The following is a 25,913-nucleotide window of genomic DNA, read 5'->3' on the forward strand; positions in this document are numbered from 1 at the left end:
TAATTATTCTATCTGATGTTTTAGGTGGCTGTAAGGAATAAGATTTCTTTGAACTCTCTTTCTCTGTTTGCCTTTACTTTTAAAGTTCTCATCAGCCAACATATATATTTGTTTAATCTGTTAAAAACTTCAGTCAGTGGAATAAAAAAATTATATCGTCTAGAGGAGTTCATCCCGGAGGTCAATCGTATCCTCAAGTGATGGCCCCGTGGATATTATGGTAACCGGGACCCCTGTTGCGGATTCTATATCCTCAATGAAACGTTTAACCTCAGCGGAAAGGTCCGAGTACTCCCTGACACGTTCACATTCAGGGTAAAGCCTGTCGACACAGGTTACAGCGATCTGCGTGGCTCCATTGATCATGCATGATTCACGGGCCATTTCCATGTCAAAGAGGCCTATCCTCCTCCTTCTACCTGTGACTGTACCGTACTCCTCAAGGCCCATCTCCTCAGCCTCCTCCTGGCTGATCTCGGTTGGGAATGGACCCTCACCCACCCTTGTGATGTAGGACTTGAAGACGGCTATGACCTCATCAACCCTTGTGGGTCCTATGCCGACATCTGCAGCCGCGGTGCTTGCAGTTGTGTCCTTACTCGTAACGTAGGGGTAGGTCCCGTAGTAGAGGGAGAGGCCGAAGCCCTGTGAGCCCTCAACAAATACGTCCTCGCCCTCATCGAGTGCCTCATTGACCTCAAGGGGGACGTCCGTCAGGAAGTCCCCAAGTTCCTCCACTTCACGGGCGAGCTTCGCAGTCCTCATCACGCGCTCAGCATTGGCCGGGCCGCACCCGGTGCCTGTGCTCCCTATCTTCTTTGAGAGGTAACTGGAGGACTGGTCCTGCTCCTTGTGCTTCCTCTCTATTATGGCGCACCTGTAGTCAACCCCTGCCCTGTCAGCGACACTGTACTTTGAGAGGTACTCCATCTCATGGAGGAAGACCTCCGGGTCGACCAGGACCCCCGCCCCTATCAGGAGCCTTGCATCCTCATGGAAGAAACCTGATGGGGTTAACCTGAGCCCGTACTTATCTCCTCTGAACTCAACGGAATGGCCCGCGTTTGGTCCCACACCGGCCCTTGCGATTATTGATGGTTTGTCATTGTAACAGAGATATGTGATACATTTGCCTTTACCTTCGTCACCCCATCCTCCTCCAACTAAAACGGTGCATGTCATGGTGATTCTCCCTAAAATTTCTGCCTCTCATATATTAAGGGGTATCCAATAAAAGTTTTTCCCACCTCAGCATTAACCTCCAGTTTTCAGGGGGTCTCCCACCTCAGGATGAACGCCCTTTTACAGCAGGATGCAGCCGGATTCCATCCCGGGTTCTGTGATGAAATGGGTCATGTCTTCTTCCTTATTATACGCTCAAATAGCATGGGAGTCAGTTTCCTCTGGAGGGCTATCAGCACATGCTGCTGCAGTGCCTCCTCCATGGTCTGGACGGTTATCCTCTCCTCGCCCTTCCTTATCCTCACTGCCTGGGCTATCTGGGCGAGGTCCCTTGCATGGGCGAAGGTTGGCTGCATACCCTCTCCCCCCTCACCTATGGGTCTGTATACCTGTGCAAACCTTTCAAGTACCTCAGGGTCGTATTCCTCACCCATTGATTCTAGGTTGCGCCTGAAAACCTCAACGATCTCATCCACTGTTGGCTTTTCAAGCTGCACATGGAGGGGCGCCCTCCTCAGGTGGGCCTCATCCATTATGGTTATGTCAAGGTTGGTTGAGAATGCGGGTATGAAGTGGGTGTGGACTACGATGGGTGACCCCTTAACGTAGATCATGTCCTTCTTGTTCTCAAGGGGGACTATCAGGCGGTTGAGGAGGGCGTTATGGTCCTCCTTCTGTCTCCCAAGGTCGTCGATGAGGAGCACTCCTCCGTTGGCCTTTATTATTGGTGATGTTTCGTAGACTCCCTTGTTGGGGTCGTATCTGCTCTCAAGTTTATCGCTGGTGAGTTCGGAACCTGTGAATACGAATGGTGCGTATATCTTAACCCATCGCGGGTCCTCTGGCTGTTCAGGGCACATCCTGTGGAAGTCGGGGTCATAGAACTGTATGACCTGCTCACTGAACTCAACATATCTGGGTATGACCACCGGTGGCAGGAGATCCGACATCCTGCTTGTTATGAAGGTCTTACCTGTACCCGGGGGTCCATAGATGAAGAGCCCCTTGCCTCCTATGGCGCCCTCTATGAGGGTCCTCTTTGCACTCTCATTGCCGACCACATCCCTGAATGCCTTATCTATAACCTCCTGGGGGATCTTTATGGGGAACCTGCCCTCAAGCTGTCGCCCCATGATCTCAAAGTAGGAGTTATAGCTCACCGGGGCCATGCCGATGTAGGGGTTCTCCCTCATGAGTTTTTCGGCCTGTTTCTGGCCCTGTTTCTTGATTGTGTAGGTTACGCTGGGGAAGAGGAAGCCTCCACCTGTTGGGGCGCAGAGTTCATCCTTTTCCATATCCTTGAGGCAGGCCTCCAGTATGTCGACATGGAGCCCTGTTATCTCATGGATCCTGTTGACCTGTATGCTCCCATAGGTTGCTATGATCTTCAGAAGCAGATTTTTTATGAAGTTTGCTGATAGGTCTATCTCATCAAGTGTCTTTGGCTGTTTGAGCAGCTCAAAGAGTTCCTGCATCTTCTCGTCATGGTAGTAATCCATTCAACCACTCCTCACATAGAAGTCTGTCTCTTGGATAATATAATAGGTTGGATAACTTAAGTTTTGGTCCCTATGGTCAGCGGGTGCAGGCGGAGGTGACTGCTGAAAATTAACTGCGTTAAACTTCCATATTACGAAGGTATCAGCTGCAAAGGTTCCCCGGAGGAGTGCTGTGGACCATGCAGTACCGCGCTACCCACCACGAAAAGATATTTTAGGGACTTTTAATATAAATAAGTGTGCCAGGTGGTCCAGATGCCCAAAAGAAAGATGAGAACCCGCATGGACCCTGAAAGGCCCGATACTATCAGAGGAAAAGAGCAAAATGTCAAAACCTCAGACCATATACCATCCACAGGTAGAGAGGGTCTCAGCGCCCCTGAGTTCATCCTGATCCTCCTTTTCTCTCCACTTGCCGGTATAATAGGGTTCCTCATCTGGCACGGTGAAAAACCACGGAAGGCAAAACAATCCATCACCATAGCTGCCGTCATGTTCCTGTTCTACATGATAATCTTCCTGTTCTGAACAGGACACCAGAGACACCAGCACCACTCTACATGATAATCTTTCCATTCTACTGGCCCTCTAAAGAAACTCCTTCCATCTCAAGAAGCCTCTTTTTGAGTTTAACACCTCCCTGATAACCTCCGGCATTCCCATCGCTTCTTATGACACGGTGACATGGTATTACAAGCGGGAATGGGTTTCTTGAAAGTGCACCGGCAGCGCTGCGTGGACTCCCACCTGCCCTTGCTGCGACCTCAGAGTAGGTGAGGGTCGAGCCCCTGGGAATTGAGGAGACCACATCAAGGACCCTCCGCTGATATTCTGTGCAGCCCCCAAAATCAAGGACTGATAAATCAAAGTCAACTTCACATCCATCCAGGAACATTCTAATTGAATCCAGGAGTTTCTTAATGGCCATGGGAGGAGAAGAGTCATTTGAATACTTCTTAACCCCCTCAAGAAGGATTATGGCAGTTACACCATCATCGCCCCATACAACACCGATATCTATCAGAGGATGCATCAAGGTGTACATACACTTAAATGTTTCAGCTTCATGAATATTAATCAAGGTGTACATACACTCAAATTGTTTCATGAATTATTAAATGGGGAGTCACGATGGATAGGAACCTCAAGATATTCATAACGGTGATGTTAATTCTTTCAGTCATATCCCAGTTCCTGCCCTTTAAAAGGGATGCTGTCTCACTTATAAACGTCATAACAAACCTTGCAGCCTTCATGGGACTTTCATATGCCTGCATATACTCCAGGAAGGTTTACCCGCACCTTTACCTCACGTTGCTCCTTCTATCCGCTGCCCAGTTCTTTTCATTCCTCGGAGACTTCACCTGGTTCATACTTGAGAGTATACTGTCCCTGAATCCCTTCCCATCAGTTGCAGACCTGTTCTACCTCCTCTATTACCCCATCTTCGCAGCCGGCATATTCACAATACCCATCAAAAGATACTCTGACCTTAGATCAATCATAGACCTGCTGATAATCCTCGTGGCCTCTGCATCTGCCGCCTGGGTCTTCCTCCTTGAGCCCACAGTTTTTGCAGGAGGAGATTTCACAGAGGTCCTGGTATCAACACTGTATGTCCTGGGCGATCTCCTCATAGTCTTCATGATAATGGACCTCATAATAAACAAGCTGGGGCACCTCAGATCAAGGACCCTCCACGTGTTCCTTGCAAGCATAATCATCCTCCTTGCAGCAGATATATCCTTCACATACCAGAACCTTACAGGAATTTATGCTGGAGGAACACCCCAGGACCTCCTCTGGGCATTCAGTTACATTCTCCTCCTCATTGCAGTGAATGAATTCTTTAAGGAGGACTGGTCAAAGCCCTTATATGTTGAAAAAAAGGTCACAGCTGTCACATACACCCCCTATATCTTTATAATACTGTTCTATCTCTTAACGGCCTACAGCGTGATTAAGGGTGGTGCTGAAAAATCCACCGTGCTCTTAGTGTCCCTTGGATTCATAATAGTCCTCTTCATTCTGAGGCAGCACCTTTCCATGAAGGAAAACATGGCCCTCCTCAATGATGTTGAGAATGAAAGGAGGAGGGCTGAAAATTACCTGGAGGTGGCGGGGTCCCTCATAATGGTCCTCGATGAGAAAACCCGTGTGAAGCTCATAAACAGGAGGGGCCTTGAAATCCTTGAGTGTGACGCAGGGGAAGTCGCAGGGAAAAACTGGTTCATGACCTTCGTACCCCCTGAAGACAGGGGGTGGCGGGAAAAGCTATACACCGAAAAGATCAGCTCCGGGAGTAAGGGTTATCATCTGACCGGTGAGATACTCACATGTAAGGGCGACAGGAAAACCGTCACATGGCACGTTGTATTCCTCAGGGAGGATGGTGAATTCAGGGGCAGCATAATCTCAGGGGATGACATCACAGAACTCCAGAGAGCCACAAGGGCCCTCGAGATGAGTGAGATGAGGTACAGGGAGATATTTGAACTCGCCCCTAGCCCGATAATATCGGTTGGTGATGACCTGATCATAAGGGACTGTAACAGGAGGGCTGAATCCGTTCTGGGCTACCAGAGAGGGGAGCTGATTGGAAGGAACCTGATGGACCTCATACACCCCGAGGATGCAGGAGAGGACTTTGAAGGGGAAAGAAGGCTCCTGAGATCAAATGGAGATGTCATATACGCCGATATAGGGGTCGCCCGGGTTGGGGATGAACGTATAATCATAATCGAGGACCAGACAGAGATACGCAGGTCCCTCCAGGAGAAGGAACTCCTCCTGAGGGAGATACACCACCGGGTCAAGAACAACCTCCAGATAATATCAAGCCTGCTGAGCATACAGGAGCGTCAGCTGGAGTCAGAGGAACTTTCAGATGTCCTGAGAGAGAGCCGTGAGCGTATAAGGTCCATAGCCCTTGTCCATGAGCACCTCTACAGATCAACAAACCTCAGAACAATAAGGATCAGGAATTACCTCAACAACATCCTCTCAAAGCTGAGCCAGGGACAGACCCATGGGAAGGATGTGAGGATCAGCTCCAGCATAGAGGACCTTGAATTCAACCTTGAGACCAGTCTCCCCATTGGTCTCATGGTCAACGAACTTGTGAGTAACTCCCTCAAGCACTCAGGGGCAGATAACATAACCGTTGAGCTCAGATCCCTCAACGGGACCCTTGAACTTACCGTGAAGGATGATGGGATAGGCCTTGAATCACCGGAGGTCCTGGAGAAATCCGGAAGCATGGGCTGGTACCTTATACGGGCCCTGACAGACCAGCTTGATGGTGAACTGAAAATAGAAACAGAGGATGGTCTATCTGTAAGTTTAAGGTTCAGGGAACTTGGATACAGAGAAAGGTACTGAGGGGATGGTTATGGAGTTCCGGATAACAGAGCGAGTACCGACTGCATCGCCTGGAATGTCCAGCCAGGATGCCCTCGAGATGATAAGAAGGAAGATGGGCGAATATGACACCATAGACTACGTTTACATCCTTGACAGTGATACTCTGGCCGGTGTCGTATCAATCCGTGAGATCCTATCCCACGATGAAATCCTCGGGGACTTCATGCACCGCGACATAATATGCTTCACCCCCGAAGATGACCCATTTGATATACCCTACCTGGCACTTTCACATGGAATTAAGGCCATTCCGGTTGTTGACAGTGGGGGCAGATTCCGGGGTGTTGTGCCCTATGATGAAATCATAAGGATACTGAAGGTTGAGGCTGACAGGAACATGCTGCACTTTGGTGGTGTCTTCCACCGCGTGGTTGATGAGAAGAGGAGCCCCGGGTCCATGGTGAAGTCAAGGGTTCCCTGGCTCATCATAGGAGTGGTGGGTGGTACCGTTACCGCCTCAATGATAGGCAGATTTGAGGACCTGCTCTCAGGGTTCATAGCCCTGGCATCATTCATACCCGTGATGGTCTACATGAGCGACGCCGTGGGGACCCAGTCAGAGGCCCTCATAATAAGGGAGATAGCCGTTGATCCATCAATGAATCACCTCAAGTACATAAAGGGAGAGTTCCTGGTCGCAGCTGCAATAGGCGCCCTATCCTCTGCCTTCGCCGGGCTGATGGCAGGGGTCACCCGCATGAACCCTTTACTTGGACTGATAGTCTTCGTATCCATGTTCTTCAGTATAATAGCAGCGGTTTTAATATCCACGGTCTCACCCCTCCTATTCAGGAGGATGGGCTATGACCCTGCGGTTGCAACCGGACCCCTGGCAACCATACTCAGTGACTTCACAACCACACTGATATACCTTAGTGTCGCCTCATCACTCCTTTGAAGACCTATGATTTCAGATTTAATGTAAGGAGACAGACACATGGATCCTGAAGAGAAAATTGAGGAACTTGAGAACCAGATAGCTGAAAGGGACAGGAAGATCAGGGAACTTGAACTGAAGCTCGCCGATTGCATGGGACGGGTCGATGAGATCAGATCCGAAAAATCCGGGCTGCAGGAGGAGGTTAACAGACTGCAGGTTATGAGACTTGACCTCAAGCTCAGGGATTTCCAGGAACTGGAGGATGAGAATAACCGCCTGAAGCACCGCATAGAGATAACCAAGGACCTCCTCGATGAGGCAAGGGAGAGGCTCGAGATACTTGAAGACGTGGTGGAGGGGTTCCTGAACCAGAGCCTGCCTGAAAGGATCACAGGAAAGAAACCCGATGCCCTCATACACTACAGAGAAAGGTTCAGGGATGGCAGGTTCAACAATTTATAACATTTTCAACCGATCTCTTTAATTATTTCTTATTTTAATGTTTCCCTCGAAAAATGTATATCTATCGATGACATACTTATTACATAATAGGTTAGGAGTGATTCCATGGAACCATATGGTAAGGGGGACGGCCGTGTCAGGTGGGTGACGCCTGAATGGCTGATGGAGAATATGGAGGATGTTGCCATAATAGACTGTCAGCCAAACATCCACGACTACATACTTGAACACATACCCGGAGCAGTTTACCTCAACGAGGGCCTCTTCAGGGAGCCCCATGGGAAGGCGCCGGCGATGTACATCCCTGAGGGAGCAGTCGAGCTGATATTCCAGCAGGCAGGGATCGAAAACAGGCCCACCGTTGTATACACAGGTACCGGCGGAGTCAAGGGCTGGGGTGATGGTCTCGAGCAGACCATGGTGGCCTACAGCCTTGCAAGGTTTGGCCATGAAAACATTCTGGTACTCAATGGCGGACTCGCAGAGTGGAAGAGGGCCGGTGGAGAATTAACAAAGGTATTCCCTGAGGTTGAGGAATCTGGTTTCTCTGCTGTGACAAAGGAGGACTTCTACATAGAGTACCCTGAATTCAAAAGGATAAAGGACGATGAAGACGTTCTGCTGCTCGATGCAAGACCTGCAGAGGTCTATGAGGGGCAGGGCCCCTGGATAAAACCCGGGCACATACCGGGCGCAGTTAACCTCCCCTGGGCTGACCTCATGGACCCGGAAAACAGGACCCTGCTGAAGCCAGAGGATGAGATACTTGAACTCGTAAATTCAGTGGGTGCAACACCCGACAGAAAGATAATCTGCAGCTGCGGCACCGGCAGGGAGGCGACGAACGAGTTCCTCCTCTTCAAGTGGTACCTTGGGTACCCTGATGTCAGGATATATGAGGGATCATTCACCGAGTGGACCCAGATAGAGGACAACCCCACAGTCACGGGTCCGGACCCACGCTGATGAACCCTCAAATTATTTTTTATTCATGAAAAATTCAGTGCCCCTGACCACCGAAGTCTGTTTTAAGTTCTGATCCCGCAAATAACATCACAGCAAGGGCTGCAGCCACGTTCAGAATCATCAGGAATATTCCTCCAGCAAGGGTGCCCTGGACCGGGAAGAGGAAGTATGAGAGGTTTCCTGTTGTGTGGATTATCATGGTGGCCAGTATACTGCCTGTGGAGTTGTAGACCCAGGTGTATATCACCGAAGCAGAGATTATAAGGATCATGAAACTCCAGAATGGGACCTGGGACTGTATGCTACCCCCAATGAAGAATAGGGGTATGTGCCAGAGCCCCCATATGAACCCTATTATCAGGGCCGTGTAGATTGGCGAGTACCTCCTCTGAAGCCGTGGAAGGGCATAGCCCCTCCACCCGAATTCCTCCTGCAGTGGCCCCCCGAGGAAGAATATGTAAATGAACACCATTATGACCGTGAGGGGCTGGGAGGTCCAGTAGAGGTAGGGGTGGGGGTCACCCCACAGGACACCCAGGTAGAGTGCCACTGCAGTTAGCACAGGAAAGAATAAGAGGATTACAGGCCACCAGAGCCTGTGAAAGTCGTAATTAACACCTTTCCTGAGGAGTGCCAGCAGTTCATCCCGGCCGCCATACCTGTAGCTCAGGAGAACAGCTGCAAGTGTTGGGCCGAAGGCTGCAGGGTTGTAGGGGCTTTCAAGGAATGCCTGCAGGGGCTGGGGGAAACTGAAGCCCGCAGAGACCATTGCTATAGGTATCCAGAGTACCCATGAAAATATGAATGCCACAATGAAAAAGTCTGATATGCGATCATTCTCCATCATAACCACCAGAATCCTATCAGTGCACCTTAAAGGGTGTGAGGGTCACAGGGACCCTGAAGGGATACGATGTACCTCATCTCACCCTCCATCACGATACACAGTATAGGTTTCAGTGAGACTGCATTTATACCCTTTTCTGTGAGGATGAAGCTGACCCTGAAGACGGGTATTAAAAGCCTGCCACCGGCATCCACAGCTGCAGCGGGACATGCCCCCTCAATTATCCTCATTAAAACACACCAGCATCATGAGAGTCATGAGAAACCCCGGAGACCTGAGATGAATTCCCTGAAGGTTCTCCTCCTGAGAAGCATGAGAAATGTTAGAAGTGGCTTGAGGGGTGTCACCCTTAAGCTGAGTTCAAGGACACCATTCACCTCATCACCTGAAAAGTCAGGTCTGACCATTATTTCAACATTCCCCAACCCTGCAGTCAATGCTGAAATGGTCCAGAGGTAACCTGAGAGCTCTGCGGTCCCTGCCACGTCATCCGAGCCCACATCAACAGTCAGTTCCAGTCTCTGAAGGTTAATTGAAGATAGAACGCTCCCTGCAAGATCCATAATATCCCTTCTGGCAATTATAGCCCTGCGTGCCAGTTCAATCAGCCTTTTAAACTCAAATTCCTCACCCTTTTCTTTATCAGCACCTTTAAATCTTTTTCTGAATATTCCAAGTCTCCAGAGCAGGATCTGAAGCCTGAAATCCATATTCTGCCCCTTCTTAGTACCCCTGATGACCAGGGTGTAGGGTGAGATGAGCAGCACAGCCAGCAGCCCCGCTGGAACCGCCAGGATGAGGAATTTCATGAAACCTTTATTCTCCCCGCTTTACCTCAGAATCACCCTTATCTGAGATCTCCCTTATTATATCGGTGACTGCGGATCCAAGTTCCCCTATAACTCTCCCCCTACCCGAAGTTAGATCTATGACCCTGACACCCCCGGGTCCCTCAACACCCTTCAGCAGAACGATGACCGCCACGGGTTCAACTCCTGCCCCGGCAGCTGCGCCGCTTCCAGCGCCAGTATCCGATGTTGAAGCCCTTCCTTCACCCACACCGGCCCCGAATCCAACCCCCATCTTCATCAGGGGTATCAGTATCTTGTCCTCGCTTTCAATGGTCTCACCCACAAGGTTCTTCACGTCGAGGAGTTTGCGAAGCTCCTCAACGGTCGTTTTAATCGGCTCTTCAATTTTCATTTAAACCACATTGATATTATGTGATCGTTCAGGTATATGCACTTTCCCATTAAACATCCAAAAACATTTATAATGAAAGGACCCATATCCTCTATTAAATCTGGAGGCGGTAAATATGAATTTAAAACTGGTTTCTTTAATTGCGGTGCTTCTTATTGCAGGCGCCGCTGGAGTCTACATCCTAAATGGAAATGGCAGTGCAGATGGTAACACCAGCCCGGAAACTCTGGGAACCCATAAAACAGAAAACCATAAACCAGGCTCAGCCAGGATTGTCGCAACTCAGGCAGGACCTGAAACTGCAAAACCCGGTTCAAATATCACGCTGAAGTGTAAACTGAGAAATGATGGTGAGGGTCCCGCCAAAAACGTTAAGGTTTCTTCACAGGACTTCGAAAGGAGCTTCTCTGTTATAGGACCCGGTGAAGAGGTGGAATTCCAGGTCCAGATTTACATACCCACAGAGGAGGAGGTCAAGAGGGAATTCGGAGATGATGCAACGCTGTCAAACCCCTACTTTATAGGGGGCTTCGGTGTAAGCTACACGGATATGACCGGAAAACACAGCACAAACTCAAATAGCGTGGAAATACCTCTGAAAACCTGAGAAAATAAATACTGATTGTGCTAAAAATAGTTTTAAAGTTTTTGGGGGGATCTTTAGATCCCTCAAAATTATCATTCTGACCGTTTAACAGGGATCTGGACCTCTGTAAGGAGCTCAGATTCGTCAACTTCCAGTGGACTGTTGAGGTAAACCTCTGTCACGGGCCCTGTAATCTCATAGCCATTCTCCATCGCATATTCGATGAGGGCATGTATAACCGGCCCCACCTCAGTGTATGGCCCCTCATGTAACGCTGCAATGACCCTATGGGATGGTAGGTTCTTTATCTTAACCCTTTCATCCGCTTCGGCCTCACCTGCAATGGAAACACCTATCTCGTAGAGGAGTTCCTCCTCATCAACCTCCTCTGGAGTGTTGTAGTATGTCCCATATACACGGCCTGTCATCTGCAGACCGTTCTTAATCACCCATCCCGCAACCTCAGAGATGTACTCCGGTATACGTTCATAGCTTCCCCTGCACTCAATGTAGGCCACACGAATCCCTTCAACCATCTTCTCAGTTATCTCCATAAAAACCTCCCCATTAATCTTATCAACCTCAAGTGATAAAAATTTATCTAAATTTCGCAAAAAACTGTGTTAGATCACATTCTAACAAGGATCACACCAGCAACAACCATCATAAGGCCGGCAAGCCTTGTCGCCGTTATGCTCTCATCCAGAAGTAGTGCCGCAACCATCACCGTGAAGATGGGGAAGGCTGCAACCACCGGGACAACCACAGAGGCATCCCCCGACTTGAGGGCGTAGTAGTAGAATAGCTGTCCCATGAGGGCCGCTGATATCCCATCAAGAGCCAGAAAGAACCATCCCCTGGGACCTGCCTCTGAAAGCGCCTCCGCACCCCCATTGAACATGACCCATATGAGCATGATCATGGTTATCACCGAACTCCTTATGGTTAGGGCAACACCGGGGTTAAGCCCCTCAAGACCTATCTTGCTGAAGACAGGGGCAAGACCGAACATGAGAGCTGCAAGTAGGGCGAAGACAAAGTAGTTCAAAACATCACCTCAGATTAATATATGAAATCAGACCATTAAATCTATGCAAAGGCAGACCACAAAGACCTACCCACAAAAACAGGCCATCAAACCTTATTTACATGTTAACAGAAATATAGACAGAATCATATCTGTGTGATAAAATGATACTAATCGTTGGCGGAGCAGGATACATCGGGTCACATGTCAATAAATTTCTATCAGAGAGGGGATACGAAACCCTCATCCTTGATAACCTCACAAGGGGCCACAGGGATTTTGTTAAGTGGGGTGAATTCATAGAGGGTAACCTGGGTGATAGGAGACTCCTTGACAGGACCTTTGAAACCCATGACGTGGATGCAGTCATGCACTTCGCAGCCTTCACAGATGTCGGTGAATCGGTCCTCAAACCAGGAAGGTACTACCATAACAACGTCGTGAACACCATAAACCTCCTGGATTCCATGGTGGACCATGGCGTCAGGGACTTCATATTTTCATCCACCTGTGCAGTCTACGGGAACCCCATGGAGATACCAATAAGCGAGGAACACCCCCTCAACCCCATAAGCCCCTATGGCAGATCCAAACTCATGGTTGAGGAGATACTGAAGGACTACAGGGATGCCTATGGTCTCAACTATGTCTCGCTCCGCTACTTCAATGCAGCCGGAGCAGACCCTGAAGGGGAGGTGGGAGAGCTTCATAACCCTGAAACGCACCTTATACCCATCATTCTGGATGTTGCCCTGGGTCTGCGGGACGCCGTGCGGATATTCGGCACAGATTACCCCACACCCGACGGAACATGTGTGAGGGACTACATCCACGTTATGGACCTGGCAGATGCCCACTGGAGGGCGCTCAGATACCTTGAGGGTGGAGAAAGCGGGGTTTTCAACCTTGGAAACGGGAACGGCTTCTCAGTCAGAGAGGTTATAGAGACCTGCAGGGAGGTCACAGGTGCCAGTATAAATGCTGTTGAGGATGACCGAAGACCAGGTGATCCGCCGGAACTCGTGGGCAGTGCCGGTAGGGCCAGGAGAGTCCTTGGCTGGAGGCCGGAATTCACAGAACTCGAGGATATAATAGAAACCGCATGGAACTGGCATTCAAGGATCAGAGGGGGGATCTCATGATAACCGTCACAGGAGATATAACCGTTGACTGGATACAGTGGTCCGTTAAGGGAGACTCTGATGTCTCAGAATTTAACTGGAAGAACCACCTTGGATTCAAGAGGAAGGCGCTTGAGGGCGGCGCACTCCTCACAGCAAGGATGCTGAAGAACTTTACGGAGGTTAATCACCCATCAATAGGGGATGAGCCAGGCAACACTGACCCCTCAGAGTTCATACACTCCTTCGCGGAACTCAAAGCCACAGGCGATGGTTATCATGTCAAGAAGTTCATGGGTTACACCGGCCCGGACAGCGGTCTTCCATCAATGCCATTCAGTTTAAAGGAACATGAATCCCCCATCATAGTGATCGATGACGCTGGGAACGGGTTCAGGGAGATGGAGGAGCGGTGGCCGTCCCAGATCATGGGTGGAGACCCCCTCATTGTGCTTAAGATGTCATCACCACTGTTCAGAGGCAGCCTCTGGGAGCACCTCCTGGAAGAACATCCAGAGAAGCTAATAGTCATAATAACCGCAGATGACCTCAGGGAGCACGGTGCCAACATAACAAGAAGGCTCTCATGGGAGAGGACCGCAGAGGACTTCATCTGGCAGATGGAGAACAACAGATCACTCGAAGATCTCAGGGACCTCAACGTGGTGGTCCGCATAGGCCTCGAGGGCGCCATAAATTACAACAGGGGGGATGTCAGGCTATTCTACCACCCACAGCTCTTTGAGGGCGACCTTACAGAGAGGGCCCCGGGAAAAATGCAGGGCTGTGGCTCTGCGTTCACTGCAGCATTCACCGCGGCCCTATCAGAGGGTCGTGAGATGGATGAATGCATAAGGCGGGGTATTACAGCCGCTGCCAGACTCCTTGAAAGAGGGTTTTCATCCGAACCTGACTACCCAATATCTGATGTATTCATGAGTGCAGATGATGAGATAGGGGCTGTTGAAATACCTCAACACCCCCGGGGACTCTGGACAATCGCCAGTTCACCCCCACTATTTGACATAGAGTCAGTTTCAAGATACATTGTGATAAACGGTTACAGTAGAAAAAAATGTCCGCTACCTGTTGCCCACTTCGGTAAACTTATAACAGCAGACCGAAGGGAGATCGAGGGTTATCAGAGCATAAGGAACCTGATGGTGGAGTACATGAAAAATGATAACCCTGAGAGACCCCTCTGCATTGGAGTGTTCGGGCCCCCCGGTGCCGGCAAATCCTTCGCAGTGAGCCAGCTTGCCGCAAGTGTTGATCCTGAGCGAATAAAGCACCTAAACTTCAACATATCCCAGTTCAGGTGCGAGGATGATCTTATAGACGCCTTCCACCAGATAAGAGACGCTGTACTTGAGGGTATGGTCCCCCAGGCATTCTTTGATGAATTCGACTCCCCTATCGGCGAGAAAAAACTGGGCTGGGTTAAGTACTTCCTTGCACCGATGCAGGACGGAGAGTTCAGGGAAGGCGACAGCATGCATCCCCTGGGCAAATGCATCCTGGTATTTGCCGGGGGTACGAGCAGCACCTTCCAGGAGTTTGAGTCACAGGACCCTGAGGTTCTGAAGGAGGCCAAGGTCAGGGACTTCATAAGCCGGCTCAGAGGATACGTGAACATCATAGGTCCAGACCCACAGCACAGACGCGACAAGTTTTTCATGCTACGCAGGGCAATACTCCTGAGATCCATGTTCGAAAGGAAGGCTCCCCACCTTTTTGATGCCAGCGGACGCCTTAGAATCGATGAGGGAGTTCTAAACGCTTTCCTTATGATACCTGAATACAGACATGGTGTGAGGTCAATGGAGGCCATACTTGATATGAGCATCCTCCAGGACGTCAGGAAGTTTGAAAAGGCGTCACTTCCCTCTGCAGGTCAGCTGGACCTCCACGTGGACGGCGAGCTATTCCACAGAATGGCAATGGATTAGGTGTGGTACGGAGAGAATACCATGATAGTCAGCTTCGACGAAACAATCCATTAATGGATCAGGTGATATATTGGAGAGAAGAAGAGTTCTAAGACCCGAGGACTACGTTGACAGACTAAAATACCTTAACAGGGTCGCTGATGAATACGCCGAATCAGGTGATCTAAAGAAGACCGCTGACACCCTGTTCAGAATCGGGAGGGAGTACCACAGGATCAGCAGAACAGACCTTGCCATTGAGAGTTACAGGAATGCCCTAGAGCTCTACAGGGAGGTGGATGACCCCCATGAGGCTGATGTTTCACTCTGCATGGGGAGGGCCTATGAGGGTAAGGGCAAACTGAAGAGGGCCGCATGGTTCTACAACCTTGCAGCATCGGGTTTCCGTAAAACAGGGGATCTTAAAAGGGAATCAGATGCTGTACTCTACAGTGCAAGGATCCTCGAGAAGATGGGGAAACACGATGAGGCCCTTGAGGCATACAGAAAGTACAATGAGATCTGCATGAAGAACCAGGACAAAATCAAGGTCCTTGTCGCATATTCAAAGATGAAGGAACTGGAGGCAGAACTCAGGGAAGAGATTTTAAGGTACAACGCCTCCGTACTGCTCCTCTACCTTGCAATTCTCATCATCGCCGAGTATTCGACGACGTTCATAAGCATGAAACTGGGCCTCGTGATTCATGCGTCTCTCCTTTTCGCCCTCTTTATCCATTCGGCCCTATCAAAGAAGAAGATGAAGGTCCTCCTTGCCGCCATGATGATACTGCCACTCATAAGGATCGTGGGGCTTTCAATGCCCCTCGCGGTCATTAAACACCTTTACTGGTATGTTATAATAGCAATACCCCTGTTTGCTGCATCCGCTGCCCTCATGAGGACCCAGAAACTTGGAAGGGATGATGTTGGATTAAATCTTAAAGGTCGGAAGTGGCAGCTGGCTGTTGCACTTACCGGTTTTCCCATGGGTTACATCGAGTACCAGATACTCAGACCCGAAGCACTGATACCCTCGCCCTCAGTTTCAAATCTACTGGTGGGCTTTCTGGTCATGCTTATAGGGACGGGACTGGCAGAGGAGCTCCTCTTCAGGGGGATCCTTCAGAGAAATGCAGAGGACGTTATGGGAAAACTTCCAGGACTTCTGTATGCTTCACTCCTCTTCACAGCCCTTCACGTTGGCTGGAAATCCGGTTACGACCTTATATTTGTTTTCAGTGTCGCCATGATCTATGGGCTGGCTTTCCAGAGAACAAGGAGCATTTCAGGGATAACCGTATCCCACGGCATATCGAATTCCATTCTCTTCCTGATAATGCCCTTCCTCTAATTTTCATTAAAATTCAAAAAAGAAATGGGAGTTCCCTTCAACATTAAAAAATTCAAGAGTCATGGTGCCGGGAGGCTACCGGTAACCATCAATGAGATTCTTCAGATATTCAATTAACTCGGGCCTTATCTCATCATCGTTCATTGCAAACTCAAGGGATGTTTTAAGCCAGTCAACCCTGTTACCAATATCATAGGTCCGTCCCCTGAAAACGCAACCATAGACCTCCTCGAGGCACCTCATGGCATCTGTGAGCTGTATCTCGCCACCAAATCCAGGTGGTACCTCCCTTATGTGGTCAAATATTTCACTCTCAAGGACGTACCTGCCCATTATGGCAAGGTTTGAAGGCGCCTCAGTTACAGGTGGCTTCTCAACCATATCCCTTATGCTGTAGATTCCCTCTGAGACCTCTTCACCATCTATGATACCGTATCGCTCCACCTTATCCCTGGGGACCTCCTCCACTGCAATTGCAGATGCCCCGTACCTCTCATATATATCCATTAACTGGCGCGTGCAGGGGACCCCTGATGATGTTATGGTGTCCCCAAGGAGAACAGCGAAGGCGTCCTCACCGTCTATATGTTTCCTTGCACAGTATATTGCATCCCCGAGGCCCTTCTGCTCCTTCTGTCTCACGAAGTAGATGTCTGCAAGGTCTGAAATCGCCTCAACCTCGTCAAGGTAATTCATCTTGTTATTCTTTCTCAGGAAGTATTCAAGTTCAAATGAACGGTCAAAGTGGTCCTCAATCGACCTCTTACCCTTACCTGTTATTATGAGTATATCATCTATACCCGAGGCTACTGCCTCCTCAACAACGTACTGTATTGTTGGCTTGTCAAAGACCGGTAGCATCTCCTTGGGCTGTGCCTTGGTTGCAGGCAGAAAACGGGTCCCAAGGCCAGCTGCTGGTATAACTGCCTTCATAGAAAAAAAACCTCCGTTACTTAAAAAAAATAAAAAAAGTTTTAACCACCCGCTGCAAGAGTACATAGAACTGGAGGTGCAAGCTGTGTTATTGTAACCGTCCCATCAGCATTCACTGTTATGAGAAGCTCGACGTATACTGATTTTATACCCTTGAGGAATTCAGCTCCCCTTGCATTGTCCTGTGTGACGTTGATCTGGTTTGAAGTTATGGTGGATGCCGGGTAGAATGCGTGTGATGCTGTAAGAAGGTATGCCTTTGTCTCGTCATCGATTCTGTCCTGGCTACCTCCATGTACCGTCATGTTGATGGTGGCGTTTCCTGTTTTGTTACCATGTGGATCGATCCACATCTTCAGTGTAAATGTTGTTCCGGCAGGTAATGATCCATTGTAGCCAAGTTCCTTTGATAGGTCCGCTGTGACCCTTCCATTTGGCTGAAGCCATGAATCCATGTATATGTTCGTTAGTGAGCCATCAGCCTTTGATACGTTCTCTATAACCGCAACCGCATGTACCTGATGGTCAGTGGCATGGTTGTCGAATGCAAGGAGTGTTGCGCCTGCTGCAGGGGGTGTGACTGTCTGTTTTCCCATCATGAGGGCCGCGGCTCCCACTATGACGATTATAACCAATATGGCCAGTATTAAAGCATTTCTGTTCATCCTTTACCCCCTCTAGACAATTGTCAGAACCCTGTATATCACTATCGCTGCAAACACTATCAGCAGTGGCAGAATTGCCACGTTGGAACCGGATACCAGTGCCTTTAATGTTTCGTTTCCTGTTTCATCGGAGCTGAGCACCTCCTTAACAGCCAGGAAACCAATAAGTGCAATAACTGCTATTATGCTGTATGTCATGACATCTGCGGTTGTCACCGTGGTGGTAGTTGTTGTTGTGACTGTCGAAATCATTTCTAACCTCCAGTTGTTTTTTTTATCTTGATGACTAATAAACTTTTCTGTACATTTAATAACAGCTCTTAAAACATTCATGGAATTTCAAGGCCAAATTTTTCTGAGATCATCTTCAGAAAGAGATCCCTTCCCATGCCCTGAATCCTGATTGTCTTTTGACGGCTCTTCTGCCCCGACACTATCTCAACATCCCTTCCAAAGGTCTCTGAGAATTCCCTTATTATCTCCCTGTTTGCCTTCCCCTTCTGGGGGGGTGAACGGATCTTCACCTCAATCCTCTTCCGCCATTCATTGTAGGATGGGATCCCAAATTTTCCCGATGCAGGTGATACCTCAATGTTCACAAGAAGGTCATCACCCACCTCCCTAAGACAGTCCATAGTGATCACCCGTCAGGTCGCTAAGTCAATAATAACTGAGAATTCAGCTTTCAGCCTATCGGTATATCCTTTCATCTGCATAAATATGATGGCACCAGCAGGTCCCGTTTCATGGCAGATGTCTGAACTACCGCAAACTTTAAATAGTAAAATGTAGATACTTTGTTTCACTCCCCGATCAGCACTGATTTTCCCATGCAGGGGTGGTCGAGCGGTCAAAGGCGCTAGGTTGAGGGCCTAGTGGGGGAGTCCCTTCGCGGGTTCGAATCCCGTCCCCTGCACTTCTATTTCATCAATTTTGAGTAGGCAGTACTGGACTTCAAAGTTTTTTTAATAGTAAGATTCCAAACTGTACTTAATCTCAGGTTCTCAATGGCTTCCAGCAAGTATAAATAGCGCAGAATTAATATTCGACTATTATCTCAACCTTGAGTTCCCTGCCCTTCCTCAGATCCCTCACAAGATTCTCATCAAGATCAAATGCCGCCTTATCAGCCCGTATCATCAGCGTCCTGCTGCAGATGTAATCACTCTTCCTGCACACTATATCTGTTGGATGGTCAAGGGTAAGTTCAGGGTGCCCGTAGCCCCTTATCTCATCATAACCATTCTCTGTCCTCAGTATAACCCTGACCAGTGATGATTCACGTGCTATGGCCCTCTTCATCTCATCAGGAAGTGTTGATATGGAATCAGATGATGAAACACCTATTATGCAGTCTGCTGTTTCACCTATCTCAGGGTCCACAGTGACCTCAAAGGTTGTCCTGTGGCCTGCTGTGACATTGGGATGTCCCCTTGCCCTCAGAGTATATCTCAACACTCCCATTGGATCACCATGGAAAATTGGGTTTCTGCAGGGCCCAAAAAAAGAGTTTGGCTGGCAAAAAATCTACTCTGCCTTCGTACCTCCCCAGAGAGCTACAAGCCCGATAATTATTTTAAGGGCAGCGTGCCATGCCGGGTCCTTGAGAGCCGGGAACGGAATCCCAAGGTAACCCAGTATACCCATCAGTACCAGTATTATACCAATTATGTAAAGCAACCATTTTGCCACTGCCATGGTATCACCCCCACTGGTAATGGTACCCTGCAGAAACCAGAATTAATATTAAATTGTGATGGATATAAATTTTACTAAAAGTTTCTTGCTGTGATAATAACCATTCGATTTATTACCTGAAATGAGTGTACATCTCTTAAATTAGTAAATGTTCAGCTAAGATTATTATACATGATGTACAGAAGATATGCACCTATGAAAACCGTTAAATCAGGAAATGATGCTGATGAAGGGAACATACTGTCTCATTATAAACTGCAGAGGGACTGAGAGGAGGATCGGAAGCCTTGGAACCGTAAGGTTCCCTCCAGGCTTCTATGTATATGTTGGTTCCGGCTTCAGCTCCCTTGAGGCAAGGATAAAAAGACACCTCAGCTCCGAGAAAAGGAGGAGGTGGCACATAGACCACTTCCTGGACGGTGCAGAGGTTGAATGTGTCCTCTACACAACAGATAAAAGAAGACTTGAATGTGCAGTTTCAGAGAAGCTCCATGGCAAAAAATCTGTCAGGGGCTTCGGCTGTTCAGACTGCAGGTGTAAATCACACCTGCATCACTTCAAAAATAAAAATGATGCCACCGAATCTGTAAAGAGGGCCTTCAGGGAACTGGGAGCTGAGGTCCATGAATGGGGGATATGACTATCCCCTCAGGAGTTTAACCCCTGCAGCCATCATCACGGCCCCAAAGATTAACTTAAGGGTTGCGTGCCATTGGGGCTCAGTTCCAAGGGCACCGGATGGGTCGAGTGCCCATACAGCCATAATCACTATCAGAAATCCAGCTGCCAGATGGAATACTCCAAGCTGCTCAAACCTCTCCATAACCATATCCTCCATCAGAGACCATGAAAGACCAACCTGTGATAGGATGAATCTCAGGAACCACCATTAACCCTCAACCCTGAATTTTCAACAACCCGGAACCAATCATGAATCCGAGGAACCACCTTCATTAACCATCAACCCTGAATTTTCTGAAGAATTCCTCAAACTCCTCCTGATCCATTGGTTCGGGTACCGTGAATTCAGTGTTCCTGTAGATATCCTCCGCGAGTTTCCTGTAAACAGAGGCCTGTTCAGACTCAGGGAACCGTTCTATGACAGTCCTGGCCTCAAGCTCACTCTCCTGGACAAGATGGCTTCTGGGAACAGCTCCAATCAGCCTTGAACCTATCCTTGAAGCAAATTCAGATACGATCTCCACCTCATCCCTGATGCCCCTGCAGTTACATATGACACCTCCAAGTTTACCCTTGAGCTTCCTTATGCCCCGTGCAATGTTGTTGGCTGCGTAAAGGGACATGTACTCCCCGGACGTAACTATGTAGACCTCATCTGCAAAGTCCTCCCTCAGGGGAACTGCGAAGCCTCCGCAGACAACGTCACCAAGGACATCATAGATAACGACATCAATGTCCTCCCGGAATACTCCAAGCCTTTCCAGGAGGTTCATTGCAACTATGACGCCCCTCCCGGCACACCCCACACCTGGTTCAGGGCCACCTGATTCAACGCACCTTACACCCCCAAATCCTGTGTGTATTACCTCAGAAACATCGGGTTCTCTGTTCTCCTTCAGCACATCCAGAACCGCGGGGAGCCTCTCACCATAGAGGGTCCTTGTGGTATCTGCCTTGGGGTCACATCCTATCACAAGGACCCTGTGCTCCGATGAGTAAGCCGCCGCCATGTTTGAGACGATGGTGGATTTACCTATACCTCCCTTACCATAGATGGCTATCCTCTTCATTGATACACCACTGAGCGATCACTTAACAAAGGCCCCTATTATATCTCCCCTCGTTATTATCCCGGCCAGCCTGCCATCCTCATCAACCACTGGCAGTCTCTTGATGTCATGCCTTTCCATGAGCTCAGCTGCATCTGAGACCGAGGCGCGTGGGGGCACGGTTACAACCTTAGGGGTCATTATCTCCTCCACGCGCATGACCGCCGCCTTCCTTATACCCCTCGCTATCTCATCATATTCGTGTTTCATGCGGAGGGGGAGTTCAAGGAGGTCCAGTGGTGAGGGCATGATGAGGTTAAGGCTGGGGGAGTGGACCTCTATGAGCCTCATTATATCTCCCTCACTGATGATACCCACAAGTTTCCCGTCCTCGTCCACAACCGGGGCACCGCTTATCCTGTTCTCCCTGAGTACCCTTGCCGCCTCATGGATACTGCTGGTCCTCTTAACGGTTATAACATCGCTCTGCATAGCATCCTTTACCCTTATCATCTGTTCACCCATCTTTAATATGTGGACCATCACTTTTAAAAATAACAGTCCCCCTCCACATACTAACCTGGAAAGATGATGTTTAGGAGGCCAGAAAAAAAGGAACAACTGGAACATCGAAGGTGGGTTTTCAGAAACCGGGTTCTCAGGAATCAGACCTCTTAACCCTCCTGTAGACAAGATCCCCTGGCCGGACCCTGTCCTCAACAAGGAGCCCAACCTCCCCACCTTCAGCCACCTCTACCGATTCCCCCTCTATCTGGAGGGACTTAACACGCTGTATGAGGGCCCCGGTGGTTTTTCCCTGGATTATAACCTCATCACCCACCCTGAGGGGTCTCCATAGTCGTAGCCTTGCTGCACCGACCTTCCTGTAATAATTAACTACCTCTCCAATGTCCTCCTTGATGTATTCGGATATGTTTCCACTGCTACCGTTCTCAGGTTCGCTGAAATAGAATCCCGTGCTGAAGCCCCTGTTGAAGACCTTTCGAAGTTCACTGAGCCAGCGCTCCTCAAATCTCCACTCACCACTGAGGTACCTGTCCAGGGCCTCCCTGTAGACACCTGTCACCGTTGCAACGTAATCAGCAGGGCGCCCTCGGCCCTCAATTTTAAGTGCATGGACCCCTGCATCAACAAGTTCAGGTATGTGCTCGATCATGCAGAGATCCGCGGGACTCAGGAGGTAGCTCCTTACAGCCTCTGAAGCTGACACCTCAAGGTCGAATTCACCGTCCTCTGATACCAGTCTCCAGCTCTTCCTGCAGGGCTGCAGGCAGTCACCACAGTTTGCACTTCTGCCATAGAGGTAGGAACTCAGGTAGCACCTCCCTGAGATGGCGGTGCAGAGGGCTCCGTGAACAAAGACCTCAACCTCAACCGGTGAAGCCGACGCAATCCCTGCGATTTCTCTGAGGGACAGTTCCCTTGAGAGTATAGCCCTTGAGACCCCCATGTCCCTGAGTATGGTGAGTGTACGGGTGTTTGTAATGTTTGCCTGTACACTTACATGGACATCCAGACCGCATTCAGCTGCAAGGTCCACCGCTGCAAGGTCAGAGGCTATGACAGCATCAACACCTGCGGAGTGGAGTTCCGGAAAGATATTCTTGAGCCTCTCAACATCATCATCCCTGAGGGCCGTGTTGGTGCAGACATACAGCCTTGAGCCGTGGTCGTGGGCCCTCTCCACAGCCTCTGCAACCTCACTTACCCTGAAATTATCTGCCCGCGCCCTCATGTTGCAGCCCTCGAGTCCAATGTAGACTGCATCCGCCCCTGACCTGAGGGCTGCCATGAGGGAAGAAAAGTCTCCGGCCGGTGATAGGAGTTCAGGCATCTCAATCACTGAAAAACAATCCTTAATTTTATACAACAATGAAAATCTGCAGCCAGGGCCCCATCACCTGGAGCAGGACCTCATGGCCTCATATTCACTTATGTCAGATGGTAGGGGTGTGGGGTAGTCCCCATCAAGGCATCCCGTGCACAGGAATCCCTTCTTTATACCTATGCACTCCACCAGGGACTCGATGCTGAGGTAGCCCAGGGAATCAACACCTATTATCCTCCTTATCTCCTCAACGTTCCTGCTGGATGCTATGAGCTCCTTCTTTGTTGCCATTGCTATGCCATAGTAGCATGGGGACTTTATTGGTGGGCAACCTATCCTCAGATGTATCTCCTCTGCCCCGGCATCCCTTATGATGTCAATGAGTGCCCTTGAGGTTGTCCCCCTCACTATACTGTCATCGATGAGTACTATGCGTTTACCCTCAAGTTCGGACCTTATGGGGTTCATCTTGAGTTTAACCGCTGTTTCACGTTCCTCCTGGGTCGGCATTATAAATGTACGGCCCACGTACCTGTTCTTTATCAGGCCCTCACCGTAGGGTATCCCTGAGGCCCTTGAGTATCCTATGGCCGCCGGGATGGATGAGTCAGGTACGGGTACAACCACGTCTGCGTTGGCCGGGTGCTCCCTGTAGAGGGCCTCCCCAATATTGAGGCGGACCCTGTATACGTTGCGCCCGTCGATTACACTGTCCGGCCTTGCGAAGTAGACGTACTCAAACATGCAGTGGGCCCTCCTGGTGTTGGGGGCGTTTGCAACCCAGTAGGATTTGCCCCGGTTCAGGTGGAGTATCTCACCGGGCTGGACGTCCCTTACATGCTCGGCACCTATGACATCAAAGGCCACGGTCTCCGAGGCCACGATCTGGGTGCTGCCCTTCCTTGCAAAGGCCAGTGGTTTTATACCCACAGGGTCCCTGACGACATAGAGGTCCTGGTTCAGAAGCACCACCAGGGAATATGATCCCACCAGCTGCTCTGAAACCCTCTTTATGGCGTATATCATGTTCGGTTTCTCATCGTATTCCCTGCTGAGGAGGTGGCAGATGACCTCTGAGTCCGTCGTTGAGACAAAGCTGTGACCCTCCTCTTCGAGTTCCTCGCGGAGTTCCATGGAGTTTATGATGTCTCCATTATGGGCTATTGCAATTTTACCTCCCTGAAATTCGCTCCAGAATGGCTGAGAATTCTCAATCCTTGATTCGCCTGTGGTTGAGTAGCGCACGTGTCCTATCCCGACGTTCCCCTTAAGTTCCTCTAGCTTCTCAGGATTGAAGACGTCGCAGACCAGCCCCATTCCCCTGTGTGTCAGTATATCGTTCCCATTGAATGTTGAGATCCCTGCAGACTCCTGTCCCCTGTGCTGCAGTGCGTAGAGCGCATAATATATCTGGGAGGCCACACCGGTTTTCTTATCCTGTGAGTAAATCCCTACAATACCGCATTTATCTCTCACTTCAGATTCTCCCAACAAGAAGGTTTATCCACGTTAGGACGATTCTTCATCTTTTTCGGTGAATACCAGGGCCGATTTTATTATCCGGAGCCACTCCACCGCATCTTCCCGTGAAGGCGCCGCTATTGAGCCCTGTCCAAGGATTATACCCTCGGGTTTAATGTGATCGGTTACAAAATAAATCCTCTCAAGGTCATCGGGTTCCTCTCCAAAGGTTTCCCTCCAGAGGTCCGTGATTGAGAAGGTCTCAAGAAGTTCCTTATCTTCAAGTTCAGAAAAACGAGTTTCGAGTTTGGAGTACTCTCCCTCCAGGAGGCGGAATTTCTCCTCAAGCTGACTCAGCTCCCCCCTGAGGGATTCTATCCTTTCATTACCTGCCTCAACTTCACCCTGCAGCCGGGTATTCTCATCCCTCAGTGCAGTGTTTTCGGCAACTGTCTCATCCAGCTTCTCCCGGCACTCTTCAAGCCTCTCCTTCATGTCACTGAGGCTCCTTATGCCTGTGAGTGTCTGGAGTCCGGCCCTTATGATGGCGTTTTCTATTTCCTCCCTTATGAGGTCCGGGTCAAGGTATTCCACGTCATGACCGTAGGGGAGTTTCATCCGTTCAATGTGCCCAACATGACCCCTGAGTGCTTCCCTGAACTTATCTGCAAGTTCCCTGCCTGTCTGGTCAACATCCGTTGCGATCAGGACAATGTCAGCACCCTCAACGGCCCTGAGGGCGATCTCAAGGCTTGTTGTTGGGACTATGGATGATATGGTTATGTGGTATTTGGCGCCGAGGGACACCCTCTGAAGCGCCCTCGAGACGCTTTCAACATCGGAGGCTCCCTCAACAATTATCCGCACATCAACAGGGCCTTTATTATCCATTTATTTCAACCTTTGGCCTGTAATTTTTTTGTTCTGCCAGCTGTAGCGCCTTATTCTGCGGGATCTGCCGAAACCGCATGCAGCGCAGACCTTTTTACGTACATGATACGAGTTTTTACCGCATCTCCTGCATCTTATATGGAGATTCTTGTTACGCTTACCAAATGATGGAGTACCTTTCATGTTCTAATCCTCCTTAAAATCAGTT

32 protein-coding genes and 1 tRNA gene are annotated in these 25,913 nt (G+C 49.4%); 11 read left to right on the plus strand and 22 right to left on the minus strand.

Features of this window, described 5'->3' with window-relative positions; genetic code table 11:
* Positions 1–159 precede the first annotated feature (159 nt).
* Complete coding sequence (locus MTCT_RS02720) at positions 160–1,182, minus strand: adenylosuccinate synthetase (RefSeq protein WP_048175412.1); 1,023 nt, start codon at positions 1,180–1,182, stop codon at positions 160–162.
* Between the two features lie 170 nt (positions 1,183–1,352).
* Positions 1,353–2,681, minus strand: a complete 1,329-nt coding sequence (locus tag MTCT_RS02725; protein ID WP_048175413.1) for a YifB family Mg chelatase-like AAA ATPase — start codon at positions 2,679–2,681, stop codon at positions 1,353–1,355.
* Between the two features lie 255 nt (positions 2,682–2,936).
* Here MTCT_RS02725 and MTCT_RS02730 point away from each other — a divergent pair, with 255 nt between their 5' ends.
* Positions 2,937–3,209, plus strand: a complete 273-nt coding sequence (locus tag MTCT_RS02730) for a hypothetical protein (protein WP_048060858.1) — start codon at positions 2,937–2,939, stop codon at positions 3,207–3,209.
* A gap of 49 nt (positions 3,210–3,258) precedes the next feature.
* Here MTCT_RS02730 and MTCT_RS02735 read toward each other — a convergent pair whose 3' ends face one another.
* Positions 3,259–3,714, minus strand: a complete 456-nt coding sequence (locus tag MTCT_RS02735) for a methylated-DNA--[protein]-cysteine S-methyltransferase (protein ID WP_231855346.1) — start codon at positions 3,712–3,714, stop codon at positions 3,259–3,261.
* 98 nt (positions 3,715–3,812) lie between these two features.
* Here MTCT_RS02735 and MTCT_RS02740 point away from each other — a divergent pair, with 98 nt between their 5' ends.
* The 4 genes from MTCT_RS02740 to MTCT_RS02755 all read left to right on the plus strand — a co-directional run bounded on the left by MTCT_RS02740 (position 3,813) and on the right by MTCT_RS02755 (position 8,412).
* Positions 3,813–6,062 (plus strand): histidine kinase dimerization/phosphoacceptor domain -containing protein, encoded by a 2,250-nt coding sequence (locus tag MTCT_RS02740; RefSeq protein ID WP_010876258.1) that lies wholly within the window; start codon positions 3,813–3,815, stop codon positions 6,060–6,062.
* Positions 6,063–6,072: 10 nt separating this feature from the next.
* Positions 6,073–7,002, plus strand: a complete 930-nt coding sequence (locus MTCT_RS02745) for a magnesium transporter (protein ID WP_143485753.1) — start codon at positions 6,073–6,075, stop codon at positions 7,000–7,002.
* Between the two features lie 39 nt (positions 7,003–7,041).
* On the plus strand, positions 7,042–7,446 hold the full coding sequence (locus MTCT_RS02750) for a hypothetical protein (protein WP_010876260.1): 405 nt from the start codon (positions 7,042–7,044) through the stop codon (positions 7,444–7,446).
* 105 nt (positions 7,447–7,551) lie between these two features.
* Entirely contained in the window at positions 7,552–8,412 is an 861-nt protein-coding gene (locus tag MTCT_RS02755) for a sulfurtransferase (RefSeq protein WP_048175414.1), read from the plus strand.
* A gap of 34 nt (positions 8,413–8,446) precedes the next feature.
* Here MTCT_RS02755 and MTCT_RS02760 read toward each other — a convergent pair whose 3' ends face one another.
* Genes MTCT_RS02760 through MTCT_RS02775 form a run of 4 tightly spaced genes read right to left on the minus strand, consistent with a single transcriptional unit; the run spans position 8,447 to position 10,462 of the window.
* On the minus strand, positions 8,447–9,256 hold the full coding sequence (locus MTCT_RS02760; RefSeq protein WP_048175415.1) for a type II CAAX endopeptidase family protein: 810 nt from the start codon (positions 9,254–9,256) through the stop codon (positions 8,447–8,449).
* A 29-nt stretch (positions 9,257–9,285) separates the two neighbouring features.
* Complete coding sequence (locus MTCT_RS02765) at positions 9,286–9,489, minus strand: hypothetical protein (protein WP_048175416.1); 204 nt, start codon at positions 9,487–9,489, stop codon at positions 9,286–9,288.
* A gap of 24 nt (positions 9,490–9,513) precedes the next feature.
* Positions 9,514–10,068, minus strand: a complete 555-nt coding sequence (locus MTCT_RS02770; RefSeq protein WP_048175417.1) for a DUF2953 domain-containing protein — start codon at positions 10,066–10,068, stop codon at positions 9,514–9,516.
* Between the two features lie 7 nt (positions 10,069–10,075).
* Positions 10,076–10,462, minus strand: coding sequence for a GerW family sporulation protein (locus MTCT_RS02775; RefSeq protein ID WP_048175418.1), 387 nt, complete (start codon positions 10,460–10,462; stop codon positions 10,076–10,078).
* Positions 10,463–10,607: 145 nt separating this feature from the next.
* On the opposite strand from MTCT_RS02775, the gene MTCT_RS02780 reads away from it, so the two are divergent.
* Complete coding sequence (locus tag MTCT_RS02780) at positions 10,608–11,069, plus strand: hypothetical protein (RefSeq protein ID WP_231855347.1); 462 nt, start codon at positions 10,608–10,610, stop codon at positions 11,067–11,069.
* Between the two features lie 71 nt (positions 11,070–11,140).
* Here the strand turns inward: MTCT_RS02780 and MTCT_RS02785 are convergent, their stop codons facing one another.
* Positions 11,141–11,602 carry a GyrI-like domain-containing protein gene (locus MTCT_RS02785; protein WP_048175420.1) on the minus strand — a complete coding sequence of 154 codons (462 nt, stop codon included), beginning with the start codon at positions 11,600–11,602 and terminating at the stop codon, positions 11,141–11,143.
* Between the two features lie 74 nt (positions 11,603–11,676).
* Positions 11,677–12,096: an EamA family transporter gene (locus tag MTCT_RS02790; protein WP_052457320.1), complete on the minus strand. Its 420-nt coding sequence runs from the start codon at positions 12,094–12,096 to the stop codon at positions 11,677–11,679.
* Between the two features lie 143 nt (positions 12,097–12,239).
* Between MTCT_RS02790 and galE the strand changes: the two genes are divergently transcribed.
* The 3 genes from galE to MTCT_RS02805 all read left to right on the plus strand — a co-directional run bounded on the left by galE (position 12,240) and on the right by MTCT_RS02805 (position 16,478).
* Entirely contained in the window at positions 12,240–13,217 is a 978-nt protein-coding gene (gene galE / locus MTCT_RS02795; protein ID WP_048175421.1) for a UDP-glucose 4-epimerase GalE, read from the plus strand.
* A complete protein-coding gene (locus MTCT_RS02800) occupies positions 13,214–15,145 on the plus strand; it encodes a hypothetical protein (protein ID WP_048176557.1) in 1,932 nt (643 codons plus the stop codon). Before galE ends, MTCT_RS02800 begins: the two co-directional genes overlap by 4 nt.
* 70 nt (positions 15,146–15,215) lie before the next feature.
* Positions 15,216–16,478, plus strand: coding sequence for a CPBP family intramembrane glutamic endopeptidase (locus tag MTCT_RS02805; RefSeq protein ID WP_010876272.1), 1,263 nt, complete (start codon positions 15,216–15,218; stop codon positions 16,476–16,478).
* A gap of 75 nt (positions 16,479–16,553) precedes the next feature.
* On the opposite strand, the gene galU is transcribed toward MTCT_RS02805, so the two are convergent.
* The 4 genes from galU to MTCT_RS02825 form a co-directional block, all read right to left on the minus strand.
* Complete coding sequence (gene galU, locus MTCT_RS02810) at positions 16,554–17,411, minus strand: UTP--glucose-1-phosphate uridylyltransferase GalU (RefSeq protein ID WP_010876273.1); 858 nt, start codon at positions 17,409–17,411, stop codon at positions 16,554–16,556.
* A gap of 41 nt (positions 17,412–17,452) precedes the next feature.
* Positions 17,453–18,076 (minus strand): hypothetical protein, encoded by a 624-nt coding sequence (locus MTCT_RS02815; protein WP_048175422.1) that lies wholly within the window; start codon positions 18,074–18,076, stop codon positions 17,453–17,455.
* A 12-nt stretch (positions 18,077–18,088) separates the two neighbouring features.
* Positions 18,089–18,328 (minus strand): hypothetical protein, encoded by a 240-nt coding sequence (locus MTCT_RS02820; protein ID WP_048060862.1) that lies wholly within the window; start codon positions 18,326–18,328, stop codon positions 18,089–18,091.
* A gap of 77 nt (positions 18,329–18,405) precedes the next feature.
* Entirely contained in the window at positions 18,406–18,711 is a 306-nt protein-coding gene (locus MTCT_RS02825; RefSeq protein WP_048175423.1) for a DUF167 domain-containing protein, read from the minus strand.
* A 197-nt stretch (positions 18,712–18,908) separates the two neighbouring features.
* Between MTCT_RS02825 and MTCT_RS02835 the strand changes: the two genes are divergently transcribed.
* Positions 18,909–18,992 (plus strand) — tRNA-Leu (locus MTCT_RS02835).
* 122 nt (positions 18,993–19,114) lie between these two features.
* Here the strand turns inward: MTCT_RS02835 and MTCT_RS02840 are convergent.
* Together MTCT_RS02840 and MTCT_RS09400 are read right to left on the minus strand one after the other, a co-directional pair.
* Positions 19,115–19,531, minus strand: a complete 417-nt coding sequence (locus tag MTCT_RS02840; RefSeq protein ID WP_048061234.1) for a DUF371 domain-containing protein — start codon at positions 19,529–19,531, stop codon at positions 19,115–19,117.
* Between the two features lie 72 nt (positions 19,532–19,603).
* A complete protein-coding gene (locus MTCT_RS09400) occupies positions 19,604–19,774 on the minus strand; it encodes a hypothetical protein (protein WP_173402627.1) in 171 nt (56 codons plus the stop codon).
* Between the two features lie 226 nt (positions 19,775–20,000).
* Between MTCT_RS09400 and MTCT_RS02845 the strand changes: the two genes are divergently transcribed.
* Entirely contained in the window at positions 20,001–20,414 is a 414-nt protein-coding gene (locus tag MTCT_RS02845) for a DUF123 domain-containing protein (RefSeq protein ID WP_048176558.1), read from the plus strand.
* Here MTCT_RS02845 and MTCT_RS02850 read toward each other — a convergent pair whose 3' ends face one another.
* The 7 genes from MTCT_RS02850 to MTCT_RS09200 form a co-directional block, all read right to left on the minus strand.
* Complete coding sequence (locus MTCT_RS02850) at positions 20,415–20,597, minus strand: hypothetical protein (RefSeq protein WP_048175425.1); 183 nt, start codon at positions 20,595–20,597, stop codon at positions 20,415–20,417.
* A 130-nt stretch (positions 20,598–20,727) separates the two neighbouring features.
* Complete coding sequence (gene cfbC, locus MTCT_RS02855) at positions 20,728–21,525, minus strand: Ni-sirohydrochlorin a,c-diamide reductive cyclase ATP-dependent reductase subunit (RefSeq protein WP_048175426.1); 798 nt, start codon at positions 21,523–21,525, stop codon at positions 20,728–20,730.
* A gap of 18 nt (positions 21,526–21,543) precedes the next feature.
* The gene (locus MTCT_RS02860) at positions 21,544–22,017 is read right to left on the minus strand and encodes a CBS domain-containing protein (protein WP_048176560.1); all 474 of its coding nucleotides are present in this window, start codon (positions 22,015–22,017) and stop codon (positions 21,544–21,546) included.
* Positions 22,018–22,162: 145 nt separating this feature from the next.
* Complete coding sequence (locus MTCT_RS02865; RefSeq protein ID WP_048175427.1) at positions 22,163–23,359, minus strand: peptidase U32 family protein; 1,197 nt, start codon at positions 23,357–23,359, stop codon at positions 22,163–22,165.
* Positions 23,360–23,422: 63 nt separating this feature from the next.
* A complete protein-coding gene (purF, locus tag MTCT_RS02870) occupies positions 23,423–24,829 on the minus strand; it encodes an amidophosphoribosyltransferase (protein WP_048175428.1) in 1,407 nt (468 codons plus the stop codon).
* A 33-nt stretch (positions 24,830–24,862) separates the two neighbouring features.
* Positions 24,863–25,705: a toprim domain-containing protein gene (locus MTCT_RS02875; protein ID WP_010876285.1), complete on the minus strand. Its 843-nt coding sequence runs from the start codon at positions 25,703–25,705 to the stop codon at positions 24,863–24,865.
* Positions 25,706–25,888 carry a 50S ribosomal protein L37e gene (locus tag MTCT_RS09200; RefSeq protein WP_010876286.1) on the minus strand — a complete coding sequence of 61 codons (183 nt, stop codon included), beginning with the start codon at positions 25,886–25,888 and terminating at the stop codon, positions 25,706–25,708. It lies immediately after the preceding gene.
* Between the last annotated feature and the right edge of the window lie 25 nt (positions 25,889–25,913).

The organism is Methanothermobacter sp. CaT2, assembly GCF_000828575.1.
Taxonomy (GTDB): domain Archaea; phylum Methanobacteriota; class Methanobacteria; order Methanobacteriales; family Methanothermobacteraceae; genus Methanothermobacter.